Here is a 26136-nt window from a genome sequence, read left to right on the forward strand (position 1 = left end):
CGTCTAGTGCATCGCTGGTTCCCTTGCCACCGGAGGTCACCAGGACGGACTCGCTAACGGTGGGCGCGTTAAGAGCGATCACGGCCGGAGCACCTATCGAGGCCAGTATTTCGGGGGGTCCTTGCGAGGGTCGATGATCTCGAACCGGCCAGCGGGGTTGAGGCCAGCGATGCGTACCAGGCGCTGGCTGTCGGTGTCTTCGAGCTCGGCGACCAAGCGCGGCATTGCGCCGATGACCGCGCCCATGGCGAGTGCCAGGCCTTCGCGGCCTTTGTGGCGCTGCCCGAACCGCACGTGGTGCAGCTTGGCCTTCTTGATGGCGGTAGTCTCGCCTGGGTCGTCGAGCTGGCGGCCGTCGCGCGTCAGGAACAGGTCGTACTTGCGGGTGCGTGCGTCGCGTAGCAGCGGGATGTCGCGCTTGTTGGTCCACTTGTTGGAGATGACGTGGTGGACGGTGTGCCCCGGTAGCAGGACCTCGAGCACCTGGACTAGCTGCATGGGGGAGTTCTCATCGATGAGGATGCGCATCCCAGACTCAGCTCAACGGGGGGTCGGGCCGGGCGGTGGCGCCCGGGCGGGAGTGGCTCAGGCGGCGCGGCGGGGCAGGTCGTAGCTGTTGACGTACTGCGCGAACGCGACGGCGTCCCGCGCGGCATCGGCGCTCACAGCGGGATAGAAGTCGCTGACCTTCTCGGGCGGCACCCCGTCGTCGACGAGCTCGGCGACAAGGTCGTACGGCACCCGTGTGCCGCGTACGACCGGATGCCCGCCCTGGGTCGCCGGATCCACTTCCACGTGCGGGTTGGGGTGGAATAGGTGGGGGATCACTACGCCGGCACGTATCGGGAAGGGCTCGACGATCTCGCCCATAACGACTACGAGCTGTCGCTGGCCCGGCTTGCCGATAAGGTCGACCGCTTCCTCGTCGGTGACCAGCTGGATCCGCTTCCCATCGCTGACGAGCTGGTACTGCGACAGGTGCTCACGCTCGCCCAGATCACGCAGGTTTCCTATGGCCTTTCGCACTCGCTGCAGGGAGCTGAGCTGACGCAGCCGCACGCAGGTACGGAGCGCCAGGACGTCGCGGAACGAGTACAGCGCGGTTGGCGACGTGGCGATCTCGGGCTCAAGGACGACCCCCGCGGGGGTCTCGCGGCGCCAGTGGCGCAGCTGGCTGACTGTCGCGCCGGACAACGCCGCGGCCATCTTGGTCGTGTACGCCACCCCGCTCGCCTCCCTCATCCACCGTCTGCATTGTCCATCACACCGTTCGCCCGATCACACGTGTACCCTCGGTCCATGTTGGGCCGCTAACTCGGTGGAACTAAATGTGTACAGTGCGGCACTGCAATTGGTCTGGCGATGACCGAAGTCGGCCGCCGAACGAGCCAGGCCGACCGCCCTGCGGAGGACGACAGCCGTCGTTTGAGGGCACGCATGGCCTCCATCGAGGTCTTCTCGGCGGCCTTCTGGGCGTCAACGTAGGCACGGCCGTACGGCCCGGGTGGGTTGCGCAGCTGCACCCTCGGGCCGTGATGTGCCGCGTCGGGTTGATCCGGCGATTGCTGGGCCGGGAGAGCGGGGACCGCTCCCCGAGCACCGCATCGGTACGATTACAGCGGTGGGGCAATGCACATCGACTGCTATGCACCCGGACAGCGCAGCCAAGCGGTCGTCTGTCAGCAGGTGTCACCTGTGTCCGGCGGCGTCGGGTCGAGGATCTCGAACTCGTCCTCGTCGGGGATTAAGCCCAGACGGCTTCCCTCGTCCCAGTGGATGAGGAGCGTGCCCAGGCTGTCGACGCCGGTGACGGTGCCCAGGGCGCCGGGCTGCAGCCGGGTGTGGGGGTCGCAGGTGCAGATGAGCCGGATCCGGCGGCCGCGCAGCGGCGCGGAGTCGACCTGTCCCTTTCCAGGGCTCCTGCCATATGAGTCGTGGGGCATCGGAGCCTCCTGACAGTGATCATTGTCGTGGGCGGGGGGCGGGATGCGGATGGTCCCAAGGAGGAGTTGGGCCAGGCGCCCGGCGGGCACGGCGTTGCGGTGGCGGGCCCAGAACCCGGCGCAGACCGCGGGCCCGAAGTGCGGGTACTGGCCGTAGGGCAGGGTGGCGTGGCAGGTCAGCAGCGCGCCCGCCTTCAGGTTTTCCTCGATGACCTCGCGGATGCGTTCGGGGCCAAGGTGCATGGGGTCGCTGGAGCGGAAGATGCAGGTGGCGCATTGGCGTGCCAGGACGCGGACCTTGCCGGTGGCGTGGTCGAGGACATCGGCGGGATCGCGGCGGGGGTGGTCGGGCATGGGGTGTCTCCGGGTCAGCGGCGGTCGACGTCGGCGGCGGTGTGTTCGGCGGCGCGGCGCAGGACGCGGGCTTGTAGGTGGGGTGGGTGGTGGGCCAGGACGTCCAGGATCAGGTCGATGAGAGGGTCGTGGGGTTGGCGTACCAGGTCGGTGAGGGTGCGGGCGATCTGGTAGCGCGCCTGCTGCAGGACCCATTGCACGGTGAGGTGTTCGTAGAGGTGGTGGGCTTGGCATTCGCAGATGGCGCCCGCCTGGAGCATCGTGGCGGTCACGGCGATGTCGTCGTCGGCGGCGATGTCGGCGGCGTTGGTGAGTAGCGTCTGGACGGCGAAGTACGGCGTCCGCCACACCGCGTCCGAGCGGGGGTTGTGGGCGAAAGGATCGTCAAACAGGATGCTCACCCTGCGTTCCTCTCGTGATGGGGTTGCTGGGCCTTGTTGGTGTCTGGCAGCAGATGAGCCGTTGATGGCGAAGGGGGACATGGCGTGCTGCTTGGGCGCGGACGATGACCTGGCTTTGGGCGGTGAGACAAGTCCGGGGCCGCGCGGGGCCGTGTCGAGGTGTGTTGGTTCAGCGGTGACGGTGGGCGGCGGGGCGGGTGAAGGCGACGGGGTTGCGGTGGGTGTAGGAGGCGGTGGCGATGGGGCCGCAGGTGCTGCAGCGTGCTTCCAGGAGGCGGCCGCCGCCCAGGACGATGCCGACGTGCCCGGGGGCTGTGGGGGTGCCCTGGCTTCCGGCGAAGAACACCAGATCGCCGGGCTGCTCGGTGCCGGGTGGGATGCGGGGTCCGTGCCGGTATTGGGTTTGGGAGGTGCGCGGGATGGTGATCCCGGCGGCCTGGTAGGCGCGCATGGTCAGCCCCGAGCAGTCGAAGGCATCCGGCCCTTCTGCCCCGTAGACGTAGGGCTTACCGAGTTGGGCGCGGGCGAAGGCGATGACTTTGGCCGCGATGCCGCCGGGGACGGCCGCGTAGCCGCTGGCCTCACCTGGGCAGCCGTGCAGGCCGGTGGCCGGGACGGGCGGGGGGTGGCCGGTGGCGTACCGGGCGGCTTGGGCGAGGACATGGCGGACGTAACCGGGGTCACGGTTGTAGGCGAACACCGCCTTGTTCACCTCAGCGGGCGCGCCGTGCGCGAGGAGATAGCGGGCGGCTGCAGGGACGGCGTCGGCGGGGTCGTGCACGTCGGCCCAGCCGTCGCCGTTGCCGTCGGTGCCGAACCCGCCGGTGTGCCGGTCGGCGCGGTGGCGGGGCGGGCCGCCCCAGGTGTTGCCCGCTTTGCCGCCGATGCCGATCTGCATGGGGCCGGCGGCACCGGCCCAGTTCGCGCCCGAGCGCACGCCCGGGCTGGGGTCGCGGCCGTGGTCGGACTCGGCCTGGCCGATCGCGGCGAGCAGGTTCCACGGCACCCCGTACCGTCGTCCCGTGTCCTGGTAGAGCCGTAGGTAGGTGGTGGGGATGCCGGTCCGGGCGTCGGTGGAGGCGCCCGGCTGCGCCGCTGCCTGCGGCCCGCAGGCTCCGCTGGGGTTTTGGGTGGTGATCAGTCCGGCGCCCATCAGTAGGGCTAGCAGCGGCAACGCGATGGCGGCGAGGGCGACCGCGACGGGCGCGTGGACGGCGCCTTGGTCTCCGCCGGTGGAAGGGGCGCGGAGGCGGCGGTTCATGGTCATGGGCCGTTGCGTCCGCGCTCGCTGGTGGGGGTGTCTCCGGCGTCGCCGGTGGCGGCCAGGTCGAAGGCGTACACCCGCCAGCCCCGGCCGCGACCGTGGTGGGTGAGGGTGACGGCGTAGCGGGAGGTGTCCTGCCAGGCGGTGTGGGGGGTGGCCAAGTGCTGGGTGCCGGTGAGGATGACGGTGATCGAGGTCGGGCCCAGCCCGCGGATGGCCTCGGCGCGGGCCTGACCGGTCGAGGTTTGGTGCAGGCGGCGCCGGTGGCTGGTCGTGGTGGGGTCGGTGGCGGCGCGTTCCAGTTGAGGGCGCAGCTGATCGCTGGCCATCGGGGTGAGCCGGGCCAGGTACTGCCGTGGGTCTTCGTTGTAGCGCCAGGTGCCGTAGGCGGCGGTGAAACGGCGCGCCACCTGCACCCCGGCGGCGATCTCCTCCTGGCGGAAGGGCAGCAACCGCACGATCTCGGCGGCCGCCATGGACGGGCGGGTGGAGGCGATCGAGTCCGGCGTGGAAGCCGCTGTTGCCGGGGGCCGCGGGGTGCCCTGGGCGGGGGTGCGGCCTGGTTGGGTGCGGTGGCGGTGGGCCAGCAGGGTGGCGGTCAGCAGCACGCACCCGGCGGCCACCAGGATGAGCAGCGTGGTCCTGGGGTTCACGGCTGGACCTCCGTCGTGCGGGTGAGGGCGGACAGGTCGATCAGGCGTTGCCGCCGGTAGGTGGCCTGGGTGGGTTGCCAGGCGGGTCCGGCGGGGCCGCCCGCCGCTTGAAGCGCGGTGGGGGTGGTGGTGGCCACCAGCGGGAGGTTGGGATGGGTGTGGGCATGCAGGTGCCGCTCACGGGTGGGGTTGGGCAGCACGAACAGCGCGGGCGTGTCGGTGATGCCGGTCATTTCGGCGAGCGCGGTGTAGTCACCGATCTTGGCCAGCAGACGGTTGAGGGGTTCGGTTCCGGTGTCGTACTCGGTGAAGAAGCTGACCCGGTGGCCGTCCTGGCGCCAGGTGCCATACCCGTCGGGACGGACGATCCTTCCCCACATGGCGGCGCAGCGCCGTTCGGACCACCACTCTTTCAGTTCCGTGCCCGGGTGGGCGCGGGCGTGGGCGATCAGGGAGGTGAACAGGGTGTGCGAGCCAACCAGGTGGGCGAGTCGGGCGGAGGAAGCCAGGGCCATGGCGTGGTCGGGGCGGTAACCGAACTCGGCGGTGCTCATGCCGCGGCGGTCGGCGAGGATGGCGGCGCCGGCGGGGCCGAGCACGTAGTGCAAGGGCGCGGACCCTGCTGGCACGGAGGGCCGGAACCGTTCGACGGCGCGTAGCCGCCACAGCGTGAGCATGCGGTGGGTGGCGGCGGAGATGCTGGTGAAGGCCAGGTCGCAGATCTGGGCGGTGGTCAGCACGCGGTGTTCGTGCAGCAGTTCCAGCAGCCAGGTGTCGCGGGGCCGTAGCCGGGCGGCCAGCGCGGCGATCAGCTCGGCGCTGACCTGGGGCCGGGCGGGCTCGCGGGTGCTGCCCGGCCCCACATAGGAGCGTCGTGAGCGTGCCGTCGGCTCGGTGCGTGGGGTGTCGGTGTCCATGAGTTCTCCCCGGTAGTGTCGGGCGGGGGGTGAAGTGGTTCAGGTGGGCGGAGAAGCCGGTGGTGGCCCGCCCGCTAGCCCGCCGTCACCGTCACCGGGACAGGCGCCGCCGTCGGCGGGCTCGGGCTCGGGTCCGGCGGGGTGGGCGCGGGTGTGCCGGGGGTCGCCGACCACGGGCGGTTGGCGGGTGCGCGCGGCGTTGTCGCGCGCAGCGCGGCGCAGCGTCTCGGCGCGACCGGGAACCTCGTCGGCAAGTGGCCGGGTGGTGAGGGTGAAGGCGGGGGTCTCGGTGTTGCCGACGATGAGGCGGGCGGCGGCCTGAAAGGCGCCCAGGTTGGCCAGGTCATGATCGGAGAGGTTGGGGCGGGTCAGGTGCGCCAGGTCGCGGGCGTCCTGCGGGGAGACAGCGAAGAAGATCTTGTTGCGGGCGTTGGCGGCGACCGCGTCACGCATGCCGGGTGGGAACTGCGCGAGGTTCTGGTGCGCCAGGGCGACCGACAGGCGGTAGGCGCGGGCCTCGGCCAGCATTTCCTCCAGCCCGTGCGGCAGGTTGAGGAAGGCGTGTGCCTCGTCGATGTAGAGGGCGGCGTCGTGGCGGGCGTGCTCGTGGTGGCGGGCGCGGGCGGTGATGGTCTGCCAGACCTGCGCCAGCACCAGCGACCCGAGTAGCCGGGCGGTGTCGTCGCCGAGGGTGCCTTTGGGGACGCGGATCAGCAGGACGCCGCCGGTGTCCAGCAGCCGGGCGACGTTGAGGCCGGGGCCGGGGGTGCCGACGATCTGCCGGACGAACGGGCGCAGCAGGAAGTGGCGGAGTTTGTTCATCACCGGCCCGATGGCGTTGGCGCGCGCCTCGGGCGATAGGCCCGCATACCAGGACCAGAACCCGGCCAGGATGTCGTCGCCTGCGGGGCCGCCGATGCGGCGGGTGGCGCGGGCACGGAAGGCGTCCTCGGTCAGCAGCCGGGGCACGTCGGCGAACGTGGCGCCCGGGTGTTGCTGGAGGGTGAGGATGGCTGAGCGCAGGATGTCGTCGGTGCGGGGTCCCCAGGAGTCGGCGAAGATGCGGTGCACGATCCCGACGAGGTTGTCGGCCACCAGGTTGCCGTCGGTGCTGTGGTGGGCGCCGGACAGCACGCTGAGCGCGGGCGGCGGGGCGGTGTCAGGGTCGATCAGCCACACCCGCTCGGCCACCGCCACGGGCAGCCGTCCGAGTAGGTCGTTGACCAGGTCGCCGCGGGGGTCGATGACCACGGCGGCGCGTCCCGCCTGCGCGTCGGCCAGCAACAGGCGGGCGATGAGGGTGGATTTGCCGGAGCCGGTGGCGCCGATGATGTGCAGGTGCTGGCGCGCGTCACCGATGCGCATCGCGACCGAGCGGGCGGGTCCGGCGTCGCTGTCCCCGAGTGGTTTGGTGGCCGTCCCGGTGGTGGGGACGGTGGGTGGTGGTGGCACGGACGCGGCGCCGGCGCGGGCCAGGCCGGGCACGGCCGGGTCGTAGGGCAGGTGCGCGATCGCGGCCAGTTCGGGCACCGACAGCAGGTCCCCGCGTCCCATCCACCGCTGGTTGATCGCGCGGGCGGGGTGGCGCAGGCGGTGCCGGTCGAAGTGATTGCGCCCGGCGAACACCGCAAAAGCGGACGCGAGCGCGTGCGCGCGGCCCCGCGTCCACGCGCGAGCGGCCTCGGGGTCTTTGGTGAGGGTGGTGGCGGTGGCGTAGCGGACCACGACCTCGAAACGGGGCGCGGCGGCCTTGTCCAGGATCGCCCGGATCTCCCCGGCCCGCTCGGGGTGCGCGGCGGCCACCGCGGCCGGCCGGCGGGCCGGCGGGGTGCTCACCGCAGGGATGAGCAGATCGAGCAGGCGGCCGATCGGGCTGGGCGACCTGGCGCCGCGCAGTTGCGCGGCCGCCCGCGCCGCGCGCGCCAGGCGCCGTCCGGTCGCGGGGCGGGCCAGCACCTGCACGATGGCGTGCTGGCCCGGGCCGATCCCGGCGGCGGCGCCCAGCAGCGCCCGCAGCGGATCAGCGCCGTGCCCAGTGCCGTGCCCGGTGCCGTGGCCGGTGGCGATGGGATGGTGATCGGGGCGGGCCAGCCGCAGCGCCCCGCCGGTGCAGACCGTCCCGGCGGTCTGAGCGGGAAGCAGGGGTTCGGGGGTGGTGGTCTGGGTGCGGGCGGCGGGCCAGGCGGCCTCGACCGCCCGCGCGATCAACCCGGCCGGGATCAGTCCGGGCACCCACAGTTGGACGGTCAGCTCGGGGCCGTGCCAGCAGTACTCCAACGCCACGTGCGGCTGCCCGAACACGATCCGCTTCCAGCGGGGGCGCAGCAGACCGGCCAGGTTGGCCCACAACGCCGCGGCGGCCGGCGGGTCGACCTCGGGCGGGATCGCGATCCGCACCACCCGAGCACCCTGCGCCGACCGCTCCTGCCGCCAGCGCACCAGCCGCCGCCGTCCCACCACGGCCACGACCACGACGGTGCCCGCCACCACCAGGATCAGCGGTAGGTACTCCAGCAGGAACTGCTGGGCCGACTGCCCCCAGCGTGCCAGGGTGCCGAGGGGATCGTTCAGCCACTGCTCGACCGGCGAGCCCTGCCGCAGCCGACCCTCGCCCAGCGGCCGTTCCTGCCTCCCGCCCCAGGCAGGCTGGGGCCGCGATTTCGCAGACAGAAGGACGGGGAAGGACGGTCGGCCGGTCACAGCTCTCAGGGACGGCGTCGTGGTGAGAAGCTGGAGCATCATAGGAAGTCCTCGTCGGCGTCGGCTGCAACCTCGCTGACCCCGGCGGAGCCGACTCCGGCGCCCTCCAGCTTCGCCAGGAATGCTGGGGATGTGGTGGCCAGGGCGTGTTCGGCGGGGCTGGAGACCACGTCGAAGGCGACCCGGTCGGCACCGACAGCGAGCAGGGCCTGGCCTTGGCGGGCGGAGGCGATCAGGTGGCGTTCGCCGTCGGTGAGCGCGAACGCCTCGGCGACCTGATCGAGGGCCTGGGGGGCTTGGCGGAGCAGGATCTGGGTGGCGGCGTTGGACACCACCGCCCGCCCCAGATCGGTGGACAGCACGTCGGCGGCGTCCTGAGTGACCACGGTCAGCCCGGCCCAGTGTTTGCGGGCGGCCTTGGCCATCCGGAACAGAAAGCGGGCGCCCTCGTGCTGGCGCATCAGCAGCCAGCCCTCATCGACCACCACCAGCCGGGGACGGCGCTGGCCCGGGTCCGACACCCGCCGCCACACCGCGTCCAAGGTGAGCAGGGTCCCGACGGTTTTCAGCTCCTCGGGCAGGTCTCGCAGGCTGAAGACGATCAGATGGGAGTCGGGGCGGGTGGTGGTGGGCCCGTCGAACAGCCCCGACCAGGTCCCGGTCACATACGGCGCCAGCCGCGCGGCCAGGTCGCCTGCTTTGGGGTCGGTGTCGTCGTTGAGTGCGGCGGCGAGGCCGGCCAGGACGGGGGCGGGGCGGGTCCAGGTGCGCGGGTCGGCGGACAGTCCGGCCTGGTGATAGGCGGCCACGATGCCGCGGTCCAGTGCCGCCCGCGCCGCCGGGTCCAGGGGTTCGTCGAGCAGGACGCTGATCAGGGTGTGGATGAACGACGCGCGGCGGGTGAGGGCGTCGGGGGTGCGGTGCGCGCCGGGTGGCAGGTCGAAGGGATTGAGCCGGACGCCTTGCGCGCCGACCGCGATGCGCGCGCCGCCGACCGCTTCGGCCAGCCGCTGGTATTCGTTCTCGGGGTCGATGACGCACACCTCGACCCCCGTATAGAGGGAGCGCAGGATCTCCAGCTTGGCCAGATACGACTTGCCGGCGCCGGAGCGGGCCAGGATGACCGCGTTGTGGTTGTCCTGGGCGAAGCGGTCCCACATCACCAGCGACGAGGAGGCGGCGTTGACCCCGTACAGCACCGCGTGCTCGCCAAGCGGGGCGTGCAGGTCGGGGGAGGTGAACGGGAAGGCCGCCGACAACGCCGCGGTGTCGAAGGTCCGCCGGGTGCGTAGCAGGTCGATGCCGAGCGGCAGGGTGGTGATCCAGCCCTGCAGGGAGCGGAAGGTGGCGGGTTTGGCGTCGATCAGCATCGCGGCGGCCAGCGCCCGCACCCGCGACACCTCCTCCTCCAAGTGCCGGGGGTCGTGGGCGTGGACGGTCAAATACAGCCCGACGCGAAACAACCGGCCCTCGCCGCGGGCCAGGCGGGAGGCGAGCTCGGCGGCGTCCTCGGCCGCCGCCTGCCCTTCGAAGTCGACCAGCCGGCCGTGCTCGTGGTCGGCGCGGGCCGAGGCCTCCAGCCGGGCCAATTGGCGGCGCAGCCGCGCGGCGGCCACCTGCGGCGGGATCGGCTCAATATGCAGCGAGACGTCCAGACGGCCGGGGTAGGTCAGCAGCGGTTCCAGCCAGCCCAACCCGACCTCGCGCGGGTACCCGGTGACCACCAGCGACGCGCACGCCCCTTCTCCGCCCAGGTCCAGGCGGCGGGGCTGGACCTCGATCGCGGGCGGTCCGATCTCCAGGGGCGACGGCCCGGCCTGATCGGCTCCGGACAGGTGCCGGGTGAGGCTAGGCAGCCTGATGCGCATTGGCTCACCACCTCCCCATCTCAGCCCGGGACTCCGCCCGGGACTCGGTGCGGGATTCGGTGCGGGATTCGGTGCGGGATTCGGTGCGGGCGTGCCCGTGTCGGTTACCGTTGGTGGGGCGCGGTGTGACCGTGATCGCTTCCTCGGAGGCCGCCGTGCCCGGTTGCCTGGGCGGCGCGGTCGGGTCGGCCGCCTGCGCCAGCACGGCGGCGGCGTGCGCGGCGTCCAGCAGACGCGCGGTGATCCCAGCGGCCGACAACGCGCGGACGGCCTGCTCGGCGCGCCGCACCACCCGCGTGGCCGCGCCCGCCACATCCTGGCCGCGTCCCCCCGTGCCGCCCGTCCTGTCGGTGCCGGACGGGCTGGCCGCCTCGCGGAGCACGACCAGCACCTGCCGGGCGAGCAACTGGCGGGAGGCGGCCAGCTCGGCCAGGTAGCGGGCGTGGTCGAGTGCGGCTTCTTCCAGTGCAGGGTGCGGCAGGCCCCCGGCGTGGTGGCGGAGGCCGTCGATGGCCGGGTGCAGGTCGATCGGCTGCGCGCGCACCAGGATCTGCGCCGGGCCCGACAGCGAGTTCAGCCACGCCGCGAACGCCCCGACCAGACCGGCCTGCTCATCGGCAGTGCGCAAGGTGAAGCTGACGGTGGTGCACGCCACCACCGCGGCCACACCTTCGGCGCCCAGATCGAGCACGCCGTTCGGACCGACAGCCCGGATGGGCAACCGCAACGGTCCCGGCGCCTGTGTTTTGCCTGCCTGGTGGGTGCTGCCGGCTGCGGCCCAGCCCGGCAGGGGCGGGGCGTCCTGCTGGGCGGGGACGAGCAGGCGGGGCTGGCGGTGCTGGGCCAGCGCGAACAGCACCAGCCGGTCCAGGGAGACGCCGTCGCGTTCGGCCAGCGCCAGCGCCGCCGCGGCGCCCAGGACCACCACCGCGAACCCGGCGGCCACCGGCAACGGCACCACCGAACGGGTGGCCTGATAGCCGAGCCATACCAGCGCGGCGGCGGGGATCAGGATCGCCAGCTGCCGGGCGGTGAAGGTCCCCACGATCACATCGGGCCGCTCGACATTAGCGGGGATGATCACCCGGTACTGCTCACTCATTTGAAGGCTCCTTAGCTGCGAGATCGGGCACGAGAAAGGCACGTGCGAACACGGTGGCCGGGCCAGCCGAGCCTGGCGGGGGTGCTAGGTCGGCGGGTTCGGCGGATGGCGCGGATTGGGCGGCGGCCACACCTGCTGGCCGGGCGAGGCCGACCCAGGCCGGGGCGCGGGGGGCTGACGCCAGTCCCCGGCGTACGGCGGGGCCCAGGTGGTCTGCGGGTTGCCCCAGCGCTGCTGCTGGCTGGTGCTGTCGGGATCGGGGCGGCCGCGGTGCGCGCGCTGGTGACCGGCCGGGTCCGGTGGCGTCCACCGCTGCTCGGGGCGGCCCCAGCGCGGCTGCGCCTGCGGCTCGGGCGCGGATGGGAGTGGTGGTGGCGGGGGCAGTGCCGGTCCCGGCTGTGGTCCCGGTGGGGGTGATGGTGGTGGAGCGGTTCGCCCACCAACTGCCGCCGCGCTACGACTGCCCCGGACTTTGCCGAGCACGCCGCGGAAGATCACCAGCATCGCGGCGGTCCGCGCTGCTCGTACCAGCGGGCTGCGCGACAGGCCACCCCGCCAGACCTGGCGGGAGATCCAGGAGGGGATGCGTACCAGGATGTACAGCAGGCACATCGCGATCCACAGATCGAGCTGATCGCCCGGGGTGCGCACCCCGAACCAGGACACCATGTCGGTGGTGAGCAGCACCCGCATCGCGGTGATGAACACCAGCGCTTGGGCCACCTGGATCGCCAGGACACCGGAAAGGGCGCGCCACCACAGGCGGGCGATCGGCTCGGTCTGCGGCAGCGCGTGACAGGCCAGCGCCAGCGGCGCCGCAGCGATCAGCAGGATGGTCAGCATGATCCGGACGATGTAGATGATCGTCAGGATCAGCGCGAGCAGCACTACCCAGAAGATCACCAACACCATGAACGCGCTCACGTCGGTGGGGTTGAGCGCGTGCACAATGATCTTCTTCAGCTGCCCGGCGGCCTGCTCGGCGTTCACGCCCTCGCCCAGCAACCCGGCCGACAGACCGTTGGCCAACTCGATCGCATGCCCGACCAACAGCAGGCTGGTGTTGGACAGCACCACCGCGATCACCAGGCGCGGCGCGATGTCCTTGACCGTGTAGGAGGTCTGCACGCTCTGGTGGCCCATCACGATCAGCCCGCCGGCCAGCACCAACAGCACGAACACCGAGTTGGCCACGGTCAGCGACGCCGTCCACAGCCCTGAGACCCGGGGCGCCTGATCCAGGCGCGGGGTGGCCAGCAGCGAGGTGCCCAGCATGTCGAACACGGGATTGATCGCCGAGGTCACCAGGTCCTTGAACCACCCGGTCACGGTCTGCTTGAACTGGCAGCTCACATCGAACAGGCCGCACTCCTGGCCGCTTGAGCCCGGCGGTGAGGATGGCGGCCCCGAAGGGGCCGGGCTCGTGGGCGCCGGTGACGACGGCCCGGAAGGAGTGGGCGCTGGTGAGCGCGGCGGAGAGTCCGTGGATGGTGTGGGCGCCGGGGTGAGACTAGGTGTCGGGGTGGGCGCAGCGGCCGGGCGTAGCTGAGACGTCGGCAGGGCGTGGGCTCCGGGTGCTGTCCCGGTCGCGATCAATGCGGCCAGGACGGCGGCGCCGCAGACCAGCGCGAGCGTGCCGCGGCGGCGGAGACGAACGAGATGATCGCGCATCTTGCTTATCCCCCGACGAAGCCTTTGAGGATGTTCACCAGCACCGGGGCCAGCACCGCGATGCCGTAGCCGATCGCGGCGTACTTCAGGGTGTCCTTGGCCTTGGCGACCTCGCCGGGGTCGCCGCCGGCCAGCAGGTACCGGATTCCGCCGACGGTCAGGAACAAGGTCGCCAGCGACGCCAGCAAGCCGACCAGCCACCGGGTGATGTTGTTGATCACCGTGTTCAGGTCCTGCGGTGGCTCGGCCAGCGCCTCAGCCGCGCCCGCGACAACCGTGCTCGCGATCAGCGCGGCCACGGCCACCGCGCGCAGCACCACGGCGGCCATCGCGCGGGCGGCATCGAGCGCGCGGGCGGTATCAAGCGGGCGGGTCATGGTGTCCCCCGGGAACGACCTGGCGTTTCCCGCTTGCCGCGGCCGCGGCGGCGACCAGACCGGGACGAGGACGATCGCTGCGATGACGGCGATGACGATGACGGGGATGGGGAGGGGGAGGAGGGCTGCCGCTGTGGTGGGGACTGGGGTGCGGGGCCGCAGAAGGCTTCACCTCCTTGTGCGGCAGATTCCGTGTCGGATGTGCCGTCCGACCGGGCGGACCGACCCCGCACCCCAGCCGTCTGCGCGCCCGGCCTCTGCTCAGCCGCCCCGGCGCGGCTACGGGAGGCCGGGCGTGAGTCAGATGCCTGCGCCGAGGAAAATCCGGACTTCAGCTCCGGATTGGACATCCCGGTTCCAGAAATCTGGTGATCGACGTCACCGGAGACGATCGCGGCCACCAGGCGGCGCTCGCCGCGCTGCCGGGCCTTGTAGGCGGCCTGCACGCCCACGCCCAGCTCCGCGGCGGCCTGCTTGAGGGTCATGTCCTCCAGCCGGGACCGGCCGATCAACTCGGCCGCCAGCGGGGACAGCACACGCTTGGCGACCGCGTCGGCCAGCAGCAGGTCCGGGTGGCCCCACGGCTGCGGCGGCGGCGCCGACTCCGGCCGCGACTGCGACATCGGCAGCAGGGCCTGGCGGGAGTAGCGGGCCAGCAACCCAGCCCGGTAGGCCGCCCACCGCAACCGGGTGATGATCGCGGGCCGACCGGTGTCGAGGCGGTGCAGCGCGTCCACGAACCCCGCCAGCATCGCCGCGTGCAACTCCTCGGCCTCGCCGCGGTAGCCCTCGGCCAGATCACCGGCGATCCGCCACAGGGCGGGCAACGCCAACCCGACGGCGCCGATCACCCAGGCGGGCGCTCCGGACTGCGCCTCTTCGGTTACGTGCCGCCAGGCGGCATCACACGCCCGGCGGCCGGTGGCCGGGCGCAGCAGAATCGACCGCAGCTCGTTCAACGGGATCTGCCGGCGCGGTAGCCCGTGCCCCACCGCGGCGCCATCGACCGCCAGCGGCGCCGGGCCCGTGGTCAACATGGCGAACGCCTCAGCCGCGGTCTCCAGCGAGGTGTGCGCAGCCGCGTGTCCAGACCCGCGGCGCCGCCCGCTTTGCGCGCGGTCCTGCACGCTGCCGGGCGCGCGCCCGGATGTTCGGCCACGCTCGCGGTTCGGGCGGTGGCCGCGCGTCGGCCGGGGATCAGTGGGCCGACCGGGCGGGACAGCGGCATCGGGCCGGGCCCGGCCGGGCTGGGCCGTGCCGGGCTGAGGCGTGCCGGGCGGGGCGGTGTGAGGGTGGGCGTGGTGCTGGCCGTCGGCTCCCATCACGTGCCGGACTCCCTTCACAAGGGCTGCGGGACGAATATCTGGGAGTCCATGAAGCCAGGCGGCTTAGGCATTTCTTAGGCACCCGCGCCTAACCCGGTGCCTACCGATCGGCTGCCTACGAAATGCCTAAAACGTAAGCGCGCCCAAGCCCGTGCCAAAGCCGGACACGGCGGCAGTTAGGCGTGCCTACGCGCCCGATCGGCCGTGATGACGGTGTGACACCGTCGTTGCCCCAGCTGATGGACCCGCCCAACTGTGAGACCAGGGGCAGGTTCGGTCGCGCCTAAGCGCATGGGAGTGACCCGTCCGAAGACGTTCACCCGCGTGGGTGGGCGTGCCACAGGCATGCCTATGGGCGTTTACGGGTGTGCCGATGGCGTGCCTAACCCGGTGCCTAAGAAATGCCTACGCCACCCGGTTCCCTGGAAAGCGTGCCGTCCTGATGGGTGGATACGCAGAAGCGCACGATCATGCCCGACCGTCCCCACAACCCCGAACCCTCCGGACACCACACCCACCGCCCACAGCATCTGCCCGACCCCCCGGCAGCCACCACTCACTCCTCGCCGGCGCCGTTGTCGGTGTGGCTGGGCGCCCAGCGCCCCGCCGCCAGCCAGCGCCGCGGCCGCTACCTGCCCGCCTCCACCGCCCACCCTGCCAAAATGCTGCCCGCCGTGGCCGCCGCCGCCATCACCGCCTACACCCGAACCGGAGACCTGGTCCTAGACCCGATGTGCGGCATCGGCACCACCCTGGTCGAAGCCGTCCACCTCGGCCGCAACGCCGTCGGCATCGAACTGGAACCACGCTGGGCCGACCTGGCCCGCGGCAACCTCGACCACGCCCAAACTCAGGGCGCCTCCGGCTCGGGCGCCGTTGTCACCGACGACGCCCGCCACGCCCACGCCCTGGCCACCGACCCGCACCTGTTCGGACAGGTAGCGCTGCTGCTCACCTCACCCCCGTACGGAGACAGCGTCCATGGGCAGGTCCGCTCCACCCGTGACTCCGGCCAACCCGGCGTCCACAAGACGGACTACTCCTACGGCAACACCCCCGGCAACCTCGTGCGAGGCGGCCGGCGACGACTGCTGGCCGGGTTCACCGAGATCCTGTCGGCGTGTCTGCCGTTGCTGCGGCCCGGTGCGATCGTGGCCATCACCACCCGCCCGTTCCGCCGCCACGGCCGGCTCATCGACTTCCCCGGCGAGGTCTGGGCCGCCGCCCAGGACGCCGGGCTGGAGCCGGTCCAGCGGCTGGTGGCGCTGCTGTGCGGAGTGAAAGACGACCACCTGGTCACCCGAGCGTCGTTCTTCGCTGCCCACGAGACCCGCAAAGCCCGCGCCGCCGGACTCCCGCTGCACGTCACGGCCCACGAGGACGTCCTGGTCCTCCGCAAACCACTCGCCCCACTCAGCGGCGCGGAAGGCGGCACCTGATGCGGCATGCCAGGGACAGCGCATGCGCCGCCAGGGACATGCGAGTCGACACCGCGTGGACTGAGAACCACACGCCCGTACTCGACCATCCGATCAGCCAGGTCATGCACCATGACGGCCTCAGCCGCAACACCCTCCCATCCTGCGAAGGCCCTCCGGGCTCTCAGAAGCCGATCACGGCACCCGTCCGGACCGACTTGACCACGATCGCACAGCCGAGCGCCAATCGGGGCCGTCCCAGGCGGTGTCCGAAGCGAGAGGGGCGCGAGGGGGGTTCCTCCCCGGCACCGCCTGGGGCTTTCATGTGGGACAGCCGATTCCACACCTTGAGGTTCGCGGCATTTCACTGCCGAAACGCACCCTGGCCCGTTGCCTCCCCCGGCGACCGCTCATGGTGTGACACATCGCACTTCACCGGCATCGTTCCGCCGACGCGGGACCACCCTTGCCTTGACCTTGCGCCCCAAGGTGAGCGGTCATATGGGGGTCAACACGCGGTTGCACACACGTTCCGCGCAAGTGACCGACAGGAGCGCGAACCCGGCCCACGGCAAGGCGAGCGGTGACCGGGAACAGCGGCGAGTTCCGAGCGACCACCTCGGATGAACCGCGTCAGCAACGCTTCGGCGCTAGCCGGCGGCCAGGCGAAAAGCCGCCAGAGTTCATCTGGACGATCGACACCGCGGACGGCGAAGCAGCGCAACAACTGGACATCGCGCAAGCCCGTGTGATCCGGGAGGTTCTGCAATGGCAGCGAACACGCCACCCATCGATCTCGAAGCACTCGGCGCCGGATCCCGCGGCGCCCACCGAGGACGACGGATCGGACTAGGCGGCGCTCACCGGCCTCCCGGACCGCTGCGCGTCGCCTTCCTCGGGCGTACCTCGACCGAGGAACAACAGGACCCGACCCTGTCGATCCCCCGGCAGCTCAACAAGTGCCGCGAAGCCCTGCCCGACCAGGTGGTCATCGTCGCGCATTTCTACGACATCGAGTCCGGCCGCAAAGATCTGGCCGCCCGCGGCCGGGGACGCGGGCACGAGCGCTTCGTTATCCCGGTTCCCCGCGAAGGAGGCATCCAGGACCTCCTGACCGAAGCCGAACGCCCCGACCGCCGCTTCGACGCCGTGATCTGCGAATCGGTGGAACGCATCGCTCGGCGCACCTACATCGGCACCCAGATCGAGAACCGCCTCGAACAGGTCGGTGTCCCCCTGCTGGCCTCCGACGAGCCGATCACTCTCAGCGGCAGCATGCGCGCGACTCAGGTTCTGACGCGGCGCGTCAAGCAGGGCATCGCCGAGTGGTACGTCCTGGAACTGCTGGAGAAGTCATGGGGCGGCTTCGAGGTCCACACCCAGCAGGGCTTCAACGTCGGCAAGCCACCCTACGGCTACACCCAGAACAAGATCCCCCACCCGGTCGCCGCGCGTCGGGCAGACGGAGCGTCCAAACACAAGCTCGCCCCCGACCCGGACCGCGGGCCGGTGGTCACGCACATCTTCGCGCTGCGCGTGGGTGAACGCCTCGGTTACAAGGCGATCGCCGAGCGGCTCAACCTCGACCTTGATCGGTTCCCTCCCCCGGTGCCGGTCGACCCGGCCCGGGCCGTCGGCCGGTGGACCCAGTCCGCCGTCCGGGAGATCATCCACAACCCGAAGTACACCGGCTACATGGTGTGGAACCGGCGTGCCACCAAAACCGCCGGTGGGAAAGTGAACCCGCCGCACGCATGGGTGTGGTCACCGGCTCCCACCCACGAGCCGCTGGTGACCAAGGAAGAATTCGTCGCCGCTCATCAGGTGGGCAAGGCGCGCGAGCGATCCAGAAGCGGAACCGGCCGCAACACCCGCCATCCCATGACCCAGCGTTCCTACAGCCTGTGTTCGCACCTGATCTGCGACGACTGTGGCCGCCGGATGCGCGGCAAGGTCAGACACGCCACCGTCTACTACGTTTGCGAGCCCCCCAAGGGCTATGCGCCACCGGGGCATCCCAAGAGCTTCTGGGTCCGAGAGGACCAGCTCATGGACGGGCTGGCCGACTTCTTCACCAACTACATCTTCAGCCCGAACCGTCGCGCCCACGTCGGCGCGGTTCTCTCCCAGGCCGAAGAGCGCGCCGTGCTCGATCACCAGACCAAGATCAAAGCCGCTCGGAACGCGATCCGTGAACTGGAGGAGCGCCGCCAACGCCTTGTCCGCAAGCTCGAGCTCAGCGACGACATCGATGACGCCCTGATGCGCGACATCAAGGCCCGGTCAGCGGAACTCGGCGCCGAACAGGCCGACAAGCGCGCCGAGTTGGCGAAGCTGGAAGGCACCCAACCGCCCCAACCCAGCCCTGAACTCCTTGACCTGCTGCCAGCAGGACCCATCGACTTCCATGCGCTGCCCGAGCAGATCCGGCGGGACCTCTTCGAAGCATTCCACCTTGAGATGCGTTACGACCTGGACGCCAACCGCGCCTCCTGCCGCGTCACGATCGCCGGACCGGTCCTCGATCTCCAGAGCCGGACGGCACAGGGCGCGCTACGGCACGCGCGCGATCACAAAGGCCCAGATGAGGGCAAGGATCCACTTATGTCGGGTTTGCACCCTTCTGTGGCGTACCCCCTACCGGATTCGAACCGGCGCTACCGCCTTGAAAGGGCGGCGTCCTAGGCCGCTAGACGAAGGGGGCCCTCGTGGCAGCGTCGGCTGCCACTCGACCGGTCCAGCATAGGGGACAACCAGGCCGGAAGCATAAACGGTTAGTCGCCCTCGGTTGGACGGGTCGGGGATGGGCTGGTTGGCGGGGTTGTCTCGGTGGGCCATTGGGATGGGGGCAGGGACGGGAAGGTCGGGGAGTTGGTGGGCGGGGTGGTCGTGGGGACGCCGATGGTGCGGTCGGGGTTGGGTTCCAGGCGGCGTTCGATCTGGGCCGAGGTGAGGCCCAGGCCGCCTAGGCGGATGTCGTCCCAGCCTTGGAGGCGGTGGGTGGCGCGGCTGAAGTAGAGGACGGACAGTTCGATCGGGGTGGGTTGTTCGTGTTCCAGGCCGCGGAGGCCGGCGCCGCCGGTGGAGCCCTGGACGAAGATGCGGGTGCCGGTGGGGAGCAGGCGTGTGGAGCGCTGGTGGCTGTGGCCGGACAGGACGAGCGGGGTGACGCCGGAGAAGCCTTCGCCTTCCGCGGGATCGTGGGTGACGACCATGTCGGGGGTCTCGCCGGTGCTGCGGAGCTTCTGGGCCAGTTGCGCGCCGCGTGTACGGAGTTGGGCGGTGCCCAGGTTGTCGTCGCGGGTCGTCTTGTCCGGGGTGAAGCGCGGGTCGCCTACGCCGTAGATGCGCAGGCCCTCGACTTCCTTGAGATCGTCGTCCAGGACGATGGCGTTCTTCTGGCGGTCTACGGCGCGGGCGACTCCCGTGGAGTCGTGGTTGCCGCGGACGAAGACGTAGGGGACCTTCAGGGATTTGATGTCGTCCGCGAACCGTTCCTCGGGGTCGCTGCCGTGGTCGGTGAGGTCGCCGCAGTCGATGATGAGGTTCGCCTTGAACTGGCTGCTGACCGAGCGGATGACCGACCAGGCGGCCGGGTTGAGGTGGATGTCGGAGACGAGCAGGACGCGCAGGGTGGACGGGTCCGGCTCGTAGGTGGGGAGGGTGGAGGTGGCGGCGTACAGGCGTGAGACGTTGCCCACCAGGCGTGCGAGCTGGGCGCGGTAGGCGGAGAAGCGTTCGACGATGCTGCGGGCGTCACCGACTACCTGGGGTGCGTTGGCGAGGAGGCCCGTGTAGCGGGGTTCCGCGATCGCCTGGGGGTTGAACGTGAGCCAGGTGAGGAGGGTCAGGGCGACCATCCCGGCGAACGCGGAGCCCAGGCCGACCAGGGCCTTGCGCCAGGAACGGAAGAGGACCAGGCCGGTGAGGAAGGAGAGGGCGAAGGCGAGGGCGGTCGCGCGGAGGAGGAGGACGATGACGCCGTGCCGGAGCTGGTCGCCTATCTGGTCGGTGAGTTCGTCCAGCCCGGTGGGGTTCTCTATCAGCTCGCGGGCGGGTTCGGGACGTAGTTCGGTGACGCGGGCCTCAAGGGATATGGGGCCCCAATGGGTGTCGAGCTGCAACGCTCCAAGTGGGGGGATCTGGATGGTGGTGCCGCCGCCCCAGTGAGCGCGTAGGAGCAGGGAGACGTCGGTAGGGCCGATGGGGGTTTCGATGCGTCCGCCCAGCAGGAGGCCGACGAGGCCACCGGCGAGGCCGGCGAGCACCACCGCGGTGGCGCGGCTCCAGCGGCGGGCCCTGGGGCCGGTGAGGTACGGGGGGAGTCGTATGCGGGCGATGGTGCTCCTGGTCATTGAGAGGTGCCTGGCAAGGGGGGTCCGGGCTTTGGCCAGCGCGGTCCGGGCCTTGCCTAGCGCGGTCCGGAGGTGCGCTACGAGCACGGTCTCTCCTTTCCGTCGAGCACAATGATGTCGTGATCGAGATGACGCGCGAAGCGTTCGAGGAACTGGTCGGTGAGGCCCTCGACACGGTTCCACCGGAGCTGGCCGCGCACATGCGCAACGTCGTCATCGTCGTTGAGGACGACGCGCCCGAGCCCGGCCTGCTCGGCTTGTATCAAGGAGTACCCCTGACCGAGCGGGGCGACTGGTACGGCGGCGTACTTCCCGATCACATCGCCATCTATCGCAACGAGATCCTGCAGATCTGCGACACCGAGGAGGACGTGGTGGAGGAGGTCCGGATCACCGTGGTCCACGAGATCGCCCACCACTTCGGGATCGACGACCGCCGGCTGCACGAGCTCGGCTACTGACCGTTCCGGTCCTTCTTTGGCGCCGTCAGGTGAGATTCGGCGCGTCGATTTCCCAGCATTTGGGGCAGGCAGGGCAAATCCCTTCACGAAATGGGCACGGTAGGTCACATAACTGCCACGCAGCGTGAGTTAATAGGAGGGTCGTCGTCCCCGGACGGGCGGACCGAACTGGAGCGTGCGTGGCGGAGAGGCAAGCCGGTCGGCACCGGCGTCCACCGGAGTCCCAGGCCACCTATCGCGAGGTCTTCGCGGTGGGCGAGTTCCGCGCGCTCTGGTTCGCGCAGGCGCTGTCGTTCGTGGGCGACCAGCTGGCCCAGGTCGCGCTGGCCGTCCTGGTGTACGAGCGGACGCGCTCGCCGCTGCTCACCGCGCTCGCCTACGCGCTGACCTACCTCCCCTCGATCGTCGGCGGGCCGGTGCTGTCCGGACTGGCGGACCTGTTCCCGCGGCGGCGCGTCATGATCGTCTGCGATGTCCTGCGGGCCGCGCTGGTGGCGGTCATGGCGCTGCCGGCCATGCCCTTCTGGGGGCTGTGCGCGCTGGTCTTCCTGATCGTGCTGATGGGGGCGCCGTTCAGCGCGGCGCGGGCGGCGGTGCTGCCGGACGTCCTGGACGGGGACCGGTACGTCGCGGGCTCGGCGATCACCAACATCACCCACCAGGCCACCCAGGTCCTGGGGTTCCTGGCGGGAGGCGCCGTCGTGGCGACCGTCGGCGCCCGCGGCGCGCTCGGCCTGGACGCGATCACCTTCCTGGCGTCGGCGCTGATCCTGCTCGGCGGGCTGCGCGGGCGTCCCGCGCCCAAGCGGCGGGAACGGGAGTCGCTCGGCCTGTGGAAGGGCACCGTGGAGGGCGGGCGGCTGGTCTTCGGCGACCGGATGCTGCGTTCCCTGGTGTCGTTCGCCTGGCTGTGCGGGTTCTACGTGATCCCGGAGGGGCTGGCCGCGCCCTACGCCGCCACGTTCGGCGGCGGGGCGGTGACGGTGGGGCTGCTCATGTCGGCGATGCCCACCGGCATGGTCATCGGGGCGTTCCTGTTCAGCCGCTGCGTCAGGCCCACGAACCGGATCCGGTCCCTGGGATGGATGTCGATCCTGGCGTGCGCCCCGCTCATCGGGTCGGCGGCCTATCCGCCCTTGTGGGTGGTCGTGGCGCTCTGGGCGCTGTCCGGGATCGGCAGCGCCTACCAGCTCGCCGCCAACGCCGCGTTCGTCGCCGCCGTCCCGCCGTCCGGGCGCGGGCAGGCGTTCGGGCTGGCGCAGTCGGGCATCCTGGCCGGTCAGGGCCTCGGCATCCTGATCGGCGGCGCCGCGGCGCAGGTGCTGGGCCCCGAGATCGTCGTCGCGTTCGCCGGGGCGCTGGGCCTGGCCGCCGCCACGACGCTCACCTTCTCCTGGAACCAGATCCGCGGCCGTGTGATCGCCACCATGCAGGAGCGCGCCTCCCTGCGTCCGAAACGGCCGGAAGGGCCGGAAGGGCCGCGACCGGAGGCCGCCGCCGGGGTCGCGAGCGGGCCCGCGCCCGGCCCGCCGAGTACGGAGGCCCTCGGCCCCGAGGCGCGAGCCGGTGCCGAGCGCGTCTCGACGCTGGTCCATGCCGCCGCCCGGCACACCGGCGAGGGGCCGCCGGGCGGGGAGGAGGGCGCCGGGGCCGGTGTGGCGCCCGGGGCGCCGCGCTACGCGCGGCCCGCGATCGGGGACATGCGCGTTCACCCGACCGGAAGCCCGGCCGGTGCCGCGATGGGGCGTCCCCGCGTCCCGTACGGTCTCGCCAGGACGCCGGGTTCGTCCTCGCAAGCCCCGGAATCCCGCGCGTCCGGCGCGGCGCCCGGGGTTCCGGACGACCCCGGGGCGGAGTCCGGCGACGCTGGGGCCGGCCCCGAGGACGCGGGGGATGGGCGGCCGGGGGACGAGAAGGCCCATCCCCGCGATGACGATGTCGAGGGGGAGGTCCGTCAGGTGGTGCGCGGCGCGGTGCCGCGTCAGGGACGCGCGCCGCGCTTTGGGGTGAAACGGCGGACGCAGAGCTGACGCGCCCCGCGGGCACGTGGCCCTCTCGCCGCCGCTTTCCTCGCTCCGTCGCGAGCCGCCCAGGTTCCTCTGGACGCGGGCCGGAGGCGGGGTCACGGCTCAGGGCGGCTTCGGTGGCTCAGGTGTAGGTGTGGCTGGGGGTCGCTCAGGTGTGGCTGTGGTCCTTGGACTCCTTGTTGATGTTCCGGTTCACGGCGTCCTTGGTCTTCTGGACGGCGTCCTGGACGGTCGGGTTCTCGTTGGCCTTCTTGATCAGGTCCTCGGCGATGGAGGACGGGCGGCCCTCCTCGGGGATCAGGACCCAGGCGAGGGCGTAGACGAGGACGCCGGCGCCGCCGAAGACCGTGAAGGCGGCCAGGCCCAGCCGCAGGATGTTGGCGTCCACTCCGAGGTAGCGCGCGGCGCCGGAGCAGACGCCGGCGATGATCCGGCCGTCGCGGGTGCGGAGCAGCTGCTTCTCGGTGGGGCTGTTCGCGGTGCTCTTCTCCATGTCCATGTTTTGATCCTGCCCATCCGGCGAACGGTATGACATCGGGATTCACCCTGATTCGTCCCTGAAAGGGCCCCTGGCCGGGTGGCCGTCGTCCCTGGCCGTACCCTGACGGCGATGCCCGGACCGCGGCGGAGCCGGACCGAGGAGGAAGCTCCATGGACATTCTGCGCGTCGACGACGCTCTGAGCGACGAGGAACGGATGATCCGCGACACGGTCCGGGCGTTCGTGGCCGAGCACATCGCTCCCAGGGTGGCCGAATGGTTCGAGGCCGGTGCCTTCCCCGCCCGGGAGCTGGCCCCCGAGCTGGGCGAACTCGGGTTGCTCGGGATGCATCTCGACGGGTACGGCTGCGCGGGGATGAGCGCGGTGGCGTACGGGGTGGCCTGCCGGGAGCTGGAGGCGGCCGACTCGGGGCTGCGCAGCTTCGTGTCCGTCCAGGGATCCCTGGCCATGTCCGCGATCCACAAGTACGGGTCGGAGGAGCAGAAGCGGGAGTGGCTGCCGCGGATGGCGGCGGGCGAGGCCATCGGCTGCTTCGGCCTCACCGAGCCCGACCGCGGCTCCGATCCCGGTGACATGCGCACCCGGGCCCGCCGGGACGGGTCGGACTGGGTGCTGAACGGCGCCAAGATGTGGATCACCAACGGGTCGCTCGCGGACGTCGCCGTGGTGTGGGCCCGGACCGACGAGGGCATCAGGGGCTTCCTCGTCCCCGCCGGGACGCCCGGGTTCTCCGCCGGGAGCATCCACCGCAAGCTGTCCCTGCGGGCCTCGGTCACCTCCGAGCTGATCCTGGAGGACGTGCGCCTCCCCGCCGACGCCGTCCTTCCGGACGTGACCGGGCTGAAGGGCCCGCTGAGCTGCCTGTCCGAGGCCCGGTACGGGATCGTGTGGGGGGCCGTCGGGGCGGGGCGCTCCTGCTACGAGGCGGCCGTCCGGTATGCGAAGACCCGGGAGCAGTTCGGCAGGCCCATCGGCGCGTTCCAGCTCACCCAGGAGAAGCTGGCCTGGATGGAGGTCGCCCTGAGCCAGGCGGGGCTGGTCGCGCTCCGGCTCGGCAGGCTCAAGGACGAGGGCGCGATCACGCCGCAGCAGGTGTCGTTCGGCAAGCTCGCGAACGTCCGTGCCGCGCTGGACGTGGCCAGGGAGGCCCGCACGATCCTCGGCGCGAACGGGATCACCCTCGAATACCCGGTGATCAGGCACATGAACAACCTGGAGTCCGTGCTCACCTACGAGGGCACCCAGGAGATCCACCTGCTCACCCTGGGCAAGGCGATCACCGGTCTGGACGCGTTCCGCTGAGTCCGGCGCCCCCCGCCCGCACGCCCCCGTGTCCGGACGGACGTGGCGTCCTCGAAGCCTTGCTTAAGGTTGGGTGGAAGGGTTTCTGATTGGACGTGCCGGTGCGGATCCGGGCAGACTCTCGTCGTCCCAGGTCAGTGACGTACGTCGGATGTGAGCAGACAGGCGAGCGAGGGAGCGGCATGAGAATCGGGATCGTCGGCGCCACCGGGCAGGTCGGGAGCGTGATGCTCAGGATCCTGGCCGAACGCGGATTCCCGGTGGACGGGCTGCGGCTGTTCGCCTCGGCCCGTTCCGCCGGGCGCAGGATCGCGTGGCAGGACACCGAGGTGACGGTGGAGGACGCGGCCACCGCCGACTACCACGGGCTCGACATCGTGCTCTTCTCCGCCGGGAAGGTCACGTCCAAGGCGCTGGCGCCACGGGTCGCCGACGCCGGCGCCGTCGTGATCGACAACTCCTCGGCCTGGCGGATGGACCCGGACGTCCCGCTGGTGGTGTCCGAGGTCAACCCGCACGCGGCGGCGGTACGCCCCAAGGGGATCATCGCCAACCCGAACTGCACCACCATGGCCGCGATGCCGGTGCTGCGGCCCCTGCACGCCGAGGCGGGGCTGACCGCGCTGGTGGTGTCCACGTACCAGGCCGTCTCCGGCAGCGGGCTGGCCGGCGTGGCGGAGCTGCACGACCAGGCGAGCAAGGTCGTCGAGGGCGCGGACCGGCTGACCCATGACGGGCGGGCCGTGGAGTTCCCCGAGCCCCAGGTGTACGTCCGGCCGATCGCGTTCAACGTGGTCCCGATGGCCGGTTCGATCGTCGAGGACGGGCTGGCGGAGACCGACGAGGAGCAGAAGCTCCGCAACGAGAGCCGCAAGATCCTGGAGATCCCCGATCTGAAGGTCTCCGGCACCTGCGTGCGCGTCCCGGTGTTCACCGGCCACTCGCTGCAGATCAACGCCTCGTTCGAGCGGCCGATCGGCCCGGAGCGCGCCGCCGAGCTGCTGTCGGGCGCCGCGGGCGTGGTGCTGTCGGACGTGCCGACGCCATTGCAGGCCGCCGGCCAGGACCCGACCTACGTGGGACGGATCCGGCGGGACGAGACCGTCGAGAACGGGCTCGCCCTGTTCTGCTCGGGCGACAACCTGCGCAAGGGCGCGGCGCTCAACGCCGTCCAGATCGCCGAGCTGGTGGCCGCCACCGGCTGACCCCGGCCGACCCGCGACCGGGCGCCTCGTCGCTCAGCCGCGGGCGCCCCTGACTTCCAGGGATTCCAGGAGGACGGCGGACGCCCGCGTGATCTCCTCGACGGCACGGTCGAACGCCTCGGCGTTGTGGGCGGCCGGGGCGCGGAACCCGGAGATCTTGCGGACGTACTGGAGCGCGGCGGCCCGCACGTCCTCCTCGGTGACGCCCTCGGTGAACGGTGGTCTGAGGGTCTTGATGCTGCGGCACATGCCCCCATTGTGACCAACGCCTCGGACGGTCCGGCCCCCGCCG

The 26136-nt window shown here is 71.4% G+C and carries 24 protein-coding genes, 1 tRNA gene and 1 pseudogene; 7 read left to right on the top strand and 19 right to left on the bottom strand.

Annotation, left to right across the window (positions count from 1 at the left end):
• Positions 1-93: 93 nt before the first annotated feature.
• From ACGWYJ_RS18370 to ACGWYJ_RS18430, 13 genes are all read right to left on the bottom strand, one after another.
• The gene (locus tag ACGWYJ_RS18370; RefSeq protein WP_395107254.1) at positions 94-528 is read right to left on the bottom strand and encodes a hypothetical protein; all 435 of its coding nucleotides are present in this window, start codon (positions 526-528) and stop codon (positions 94-96) included.
• 57 nt (positions 529-585) lie between these two features.
• A complete protein-coding gene (locus ACGWYJ_RS18375) occupies positions 586-1224 on the bottom strand; it encodes a DUF433 domain-containing protein (RefSeq protein ID WP_395107255.1) in 639 nt (212 codons plus the stop codon).
• Positions 1225-1679: 455 nt separating this feature from the next.
• On the bottom strand, positions 1680-2297 hold the full coding sequence (locus tag ACGWYJ_RS18380) for a DUF4314 domain-containing protein (RefSeq protein WP_395107256.1): 618 nt from the start codon (positions 2295-2297) through the stop codon (positions 1680-1682).
• Between the two features lie 14 nt (positions 2298-2311).
• Entirely contained in the window at positions 2312-2698 is a 387-nt protein-coding gene (locus tag ACGWYJ_RS18385; RefSeq protein WP_395107257.1) for a hypothetical protein, read from the bottom strand.
• 169 nt (positions 2699-2867) lie between these two features.
• The gene (locus ACGWYJ_RS18390) at positions 2868-3965 is read right to left on the bottom strand and encodes an NlpC/P60 family protein (protein WP_395107258.1); all 1098 of its coding nucleotides are present in this window, start codon (positions 3963-3965) and stop codon (positions 2868-2870) included.
• On the bottom strand, positions 3962-4615 hold the full coding sequence (locus ACGWYJ_RS18395) for a hypothetical protein (RefSeq protein ID WP_395107259.1): 654 nt from the start codon (positions 4613-4615) through the stop codon (positions 3962-3964). The genes ACGWYJ_RS18390 and ACGWYJ_RS18395 overlap by 4 nt, the downstream gene beginning before the upstream one ends.
• Positions 4612-5532 (bottom strand): replication-relaxation family protein, encoded by a 921-nt coding sequence (locus ACGWYJ_RS18400; RefSeq protein WP_395107260.1) that lies wholly within the window; start codon positions 5530-5532, stop codon positions 4612-4614. Before ACGWYJ_RS18400 ends, ACGWYJ_RS18395 begins: the two co-directional genes overlap by 4 nt.
• A gap of 39 nt (positions 5533-5571) precedes the next feature.
• Entirely contained in the window at positions 5572-8274 is a 2703-nt protein-coding gene (locus tag ACGWYJ_RS18405) for a type IV secretory system conjugative DNA transfer family protein (RefSeq protein WP_395107261.1), read from the bottom strand.
• Positions 8271-10100, bottom strand: coding sequence for a VirB4 family type IV secretion system protein (locus ACGWYJ_RS18410; protein ID WP_395107262.1), 1830 nt, complete (start codon positions 10098-10100; stop codon positions 8271-8273). Before ACGWYJ_RS18410 ends, ACGWYJ_RS18405 begins: the two co-directional genes overlap by 4 nt.
• Positions 10101-10104: 4 nt before the next feature.
• A complete protein-coding gene (locus ACGWYJ_RS18415; RefSeq protein ID WP_395107263.1) occupies positions 10105-11202 on the bottom strand; it encodes a PrgI family protein in 1098 nt (365 codons plus the stop codon).
• A gap of 84 nt (positions 11203-11286) precedes the next feature.
• Positions 11287-12555, bottom strand: a complete 1269-nt coding sequence (locus ACGWYJ_RS18420) for a hypothetical protein (RefSeq protein ID WP_395107264.1) — start codon at positions 12553-12555, stop codon at positions 11287-11289.
• A 323-nt stretch (positions 12556-12878) separates the two neighbouring features.
• On the bottom strand, positions 12879-13250 hold the full coding sequence (locus tag ACGWYJ_RS18425; RefSeq protein ID WP_395107265.1) for a pilin: 372 nt from the start codon (positions 13248-13250) through the stop codon (positions 12879-12881).
• Entirely contained in the window at positions 13247-14287 is a 1041-nt protein-coding gene (locus tag ACGWYJ_RS18430; RefSeq protein ID WP_395107266.1) for a hypothetical protein, read from the bottom strand. The genes ACGWYJ_RS18425 and ACGWYJ_RS18430 overlap by 4 nt, the downstream gene beginning before the upstream one ends.
• Before the next feature lie 734 nt (positions 14288-15021).
• Between ACGWYJ_RS18430 and ACGWYJ_RS18435 the strand changes: the two genes are divergently transcribed.
• From ACGWYJ_RS18435 to ACGWYJ_RS18445, 3 genes and pseudogenes are all read left to right on the top strand, one after another.
• The gene (locus ACGWYJ_RS18435) at positions 15022-16014 is read left to right on the top strand and encodes a TRM11 family SAM-dependent methyltransferase (protein WP_395107267.1); all 993 of its coding nucleotides are present in this window, start codon (positions 15022-15024) and stop codon (positions 16012-16014) included.
• A gap of 562 nt (positions 16015-16576) precedes the next feature.
• Positions 16577-16846, top strand: a complete 270-nt coding sequence (locus ACGWYJ_RS18440) for a hypothetical protein (protein WP_395107268.1) — start codon at positions 16577-16579, stop codon at positions 16844-16846.
• A 422-nt stretch (positions 16847-17268) separates the two neighbouring features.
• Positions 17269-17757: pseudogene (locus ACGWYJ_RS18445) on the top strand (recombinase family protein); the annotation flags it as partial.
• Here ACGWYJ_RS18445 and ACGWYJ_RS18450 read toward each other — a convergent pair.
• The 4 genes from ACGWYJ_RS18450 to ACGWYJ_RS18465 all read right to left on the bottom strand — a co-directional run bounded on the left by ACGWYJ_RS18450 (position 17758) and on the right by ACGWYJ_RS18465 (position 20348).
• Positions 17758-18207, bottom strand: a complete 450-nt coding sequence (locus ACGWYJ_RS18450; RefSeq protein WP_395107269.1) for a hypothetical protein — start codon at positions 18205-18207, stop codon at positions 17758-17760. It abuts the pseudogene before it with no gap.
• A 69-nt stretch (positions 18208-18276) separates the two neighbouring features.
• Positions 18277-18447, bottom strand: coding sequence for a hypothetical protein (locus ACGWYJ_RS18455; RefSeq protein ID WP_395107270.1), 171 nt, complete (start codon positions 18445-18447; stop codon positions 18277-18279).
• A gap of 177 nt (positions 18448-18624) precedes the next feature.
• Positions 18625-18697, bottom strand: a tRNA-Glu gene (locus ACGWYJ_RS18460).
• A 70-nt stretch (positions 18698-18767) separates the two neighbouring features.
• Complete coding sequence (locus ACGWYJ_RS18465; protein ID WP_395107271.1) at positions 18768-20348, bottom strand: metallophosphoesterase; 1581 nt, start codon at positions 20346-20348, stop codon at positions 18768-18770.
• 119 nt (positions 20349-20467) lie between these two features.
• On the opposite strand from ACGWYJ_RS18465, the gene ACGWYJ_RS18470 reads away from it, so the two are divergent.
• Complete coding sequence (locus ACGWYJ_RS18470; RefSeq protein ID WP_395107272.1) at positions 20468-20809, top strand: metallopeptidase family protein; 342 nt, start codon at positions 20468-20470, stop codon at positions 20807-20809.
• A gap of 179 nt (positions 20810-20988) precedes the next feature.
• Positions 20989-22839, top strand: a complete 1851-nt coding sequence (locus ACGWYJ_RS18475) for an MFS transporter (protein ID WP_395107273.1) — start codon at positions 20989-20991, stop codon at positions 22837-22839.
• Between the two features lie 145 nt (positions 22840-22984).
• Here the strand turns inward: ACGWYJ_RS18475 and ACGWYJ_RS18480 are convergent, their stop codons facing one another.
• On the bottom strand, positions 22985-23335 hold the full coding sequence (locus ACGWYJ_RS18480; RefSeq protein ID WP_395107274.1) for a PspC domain-containing protein: 351 nt from the start codon (positions 23333-23335) through the stop codon (positions 22985-22987).
• A gap of 152 nt (positions 23336-23487) precedes the next feature.
• Between ACGWYJ_RS18480 and ACGWYJ_RS18485 the strand changes: the two genes are divergently transcribed.
• Together ACGWYJ_RS18485 and ACGWYJ_RS18490 are read left to right on the top strand one after the other, a co-directional pair.
• Positions 23488-24639 (top strand): acyl-CoA dehydrogenase family protein, encoded by a 1152-nt coding sequence (locus ACGWYJ_RS18485; protein WP_395107275.1) that lies wholly within the window; start codon positions 23488-23490, stop codon positions 24637-24639.
• 182 nt (positions 24640-24821) lie between these two features.
• Positions 24822-25844 carry an aspartate-semialdehyde dehydrogenase gene (locus ACGWYJ_RS18490; protein ID WP_395107276.1) on the top strand — a complete coding sequence of 341 codons (1023 nt, stop codon included), beginning with the start codon at positions 24822-24824 and terminating at the stop codon, positions 25842-25844.
• A gap of 33 nt (positions 25845-25877) precedes the next feature.
• Here ACGWYJ_RS18490 and ACGWYJ_RS18495 read toward each other — a convergent pair whose 3' ends face one another.
• Positions 25878-26093, bottom strand: coding sequence for a DUF2277 domain-containing protein (locus ACGWYJ_RS18495; RefSeq protein ID WP_395107277.1), 216 nt, complete (start codon positions 26091-26093; stop codon positions 25878-25880).
• Between the last annotated feature and the right edge of the window lie 43 nt (positions 26094-26136).

The sequence above is a fragment of the Actinomadura sp. SCN-SB genome (assembly GCF_043906805.1).
GTDB lineage: Bacteria > Actinomycetota > Actinomycetes > Streptosporangiales > Streptosporangiaceae > Spirillospora.

Bases quoted from the DNA above. Each gene is read 5' to 3' on its own strand.
- ACGWYJ_RS18425 (WP_395107265.1), bottom strand. From the start codon at position 13,250: ATGACCCGCCCGCTTGATACCGCCCGCGCGCTCGATGCCGCCCGCGCG.
- ACGWYJ_RS18495 (WP_395107277.1), bottom strand. From the start codon at position 26,093: ATGTGCCGCAGCATCAAGACCCTCAGACCACCGTTCACCGAGGGCGTC.
- ACGWYJ_RS18415 (WP_395107263.1), bottom strand. From the start codon at position 11,202: ATGAGTGAGCAGTACCGGGTGATCATCCCCGCTAATGTCGAGCGGCCC.
- ACGWYJ_RS18480 (WP_395107274.1), bottom strand. From the start codon at position 23,335: ATGGACATGGAGAAGAGCACCGCGAACAGCCCCACCGAGAAGCAGCTG.
- ACGWYJ_RS18430 (WP_395107266.1), bottom strand. From the start codon at position 14,287: ATGTTGACCACGGGCCCGGCGCCGCTGGCGGTCGATGGCGCCGCGGTG.
- ACGWYJ_RS18400 (WP_395107260.1), bottom strand. From the start codon at position 5,532: ATGGACACCGACACCCCACGCACCGAGCCGACGGCACGCTCACGACGC.
- ACGWYJ_RS18490 (WP_395107276.1), top strand. From the start codon at position 24,822: ATGAGAATCGGGATCGTCGGCGCCACCGGGCAGGTCGGGAGCGTGATG.
- ACGWYJ_RS18465 (WP_395107271.1), bottom strand. From the start codon at position 20,348: ATGACCAGGAGCACCATCGCCCGCATACGACTCCCCCCGTACCTCACC.
- ACGWYJ_RS18370 (WP_395107254.1), bottom strand. From the start codon at position 528: ATGCGCATCCTCATCGATGAGAACTCCCCCATGCAGCTAGTCCAGGTG.
- ACGWYJ_RS18380 (WP_395107256.1), bottom strand. From the start codon at position 2,297: ATGCCCGACCACCCCCGCCGCGATCCCGCCGATGTCCTCGACCACGCC.
- ACGWYJ_RS18410 (WP_395107262.1), bottom strand. From the start codon at position 10,100: ATGCGCATCAGGCTGCCTAGCCTCACCCGGCACCTGTCCGGAGCCGAT.
- ACGWYJ_RS18485 (WP_395107275.1), top strand. From the start codon at position 23,488: ATGGACATTCTGCGCGTCGACGACGCTCTGAGCGACGAGGAACGGATG.
- ACGWYJ_RS18390 (WP_395107258.1), bottom strand. From the start codon at position 3,965: ATGACCATGAACCGCCGCCTCCGCGCCCCTTCCACCGGCGGAGACCAA.
- ACGWYJ_RS18405 (WP_395107261.1), bottom strand. From the start codon at position 8,274: ATGATGCTCCAGCTTCTCACCACGACGCCGTCCCTGAGAGCTGTGACC.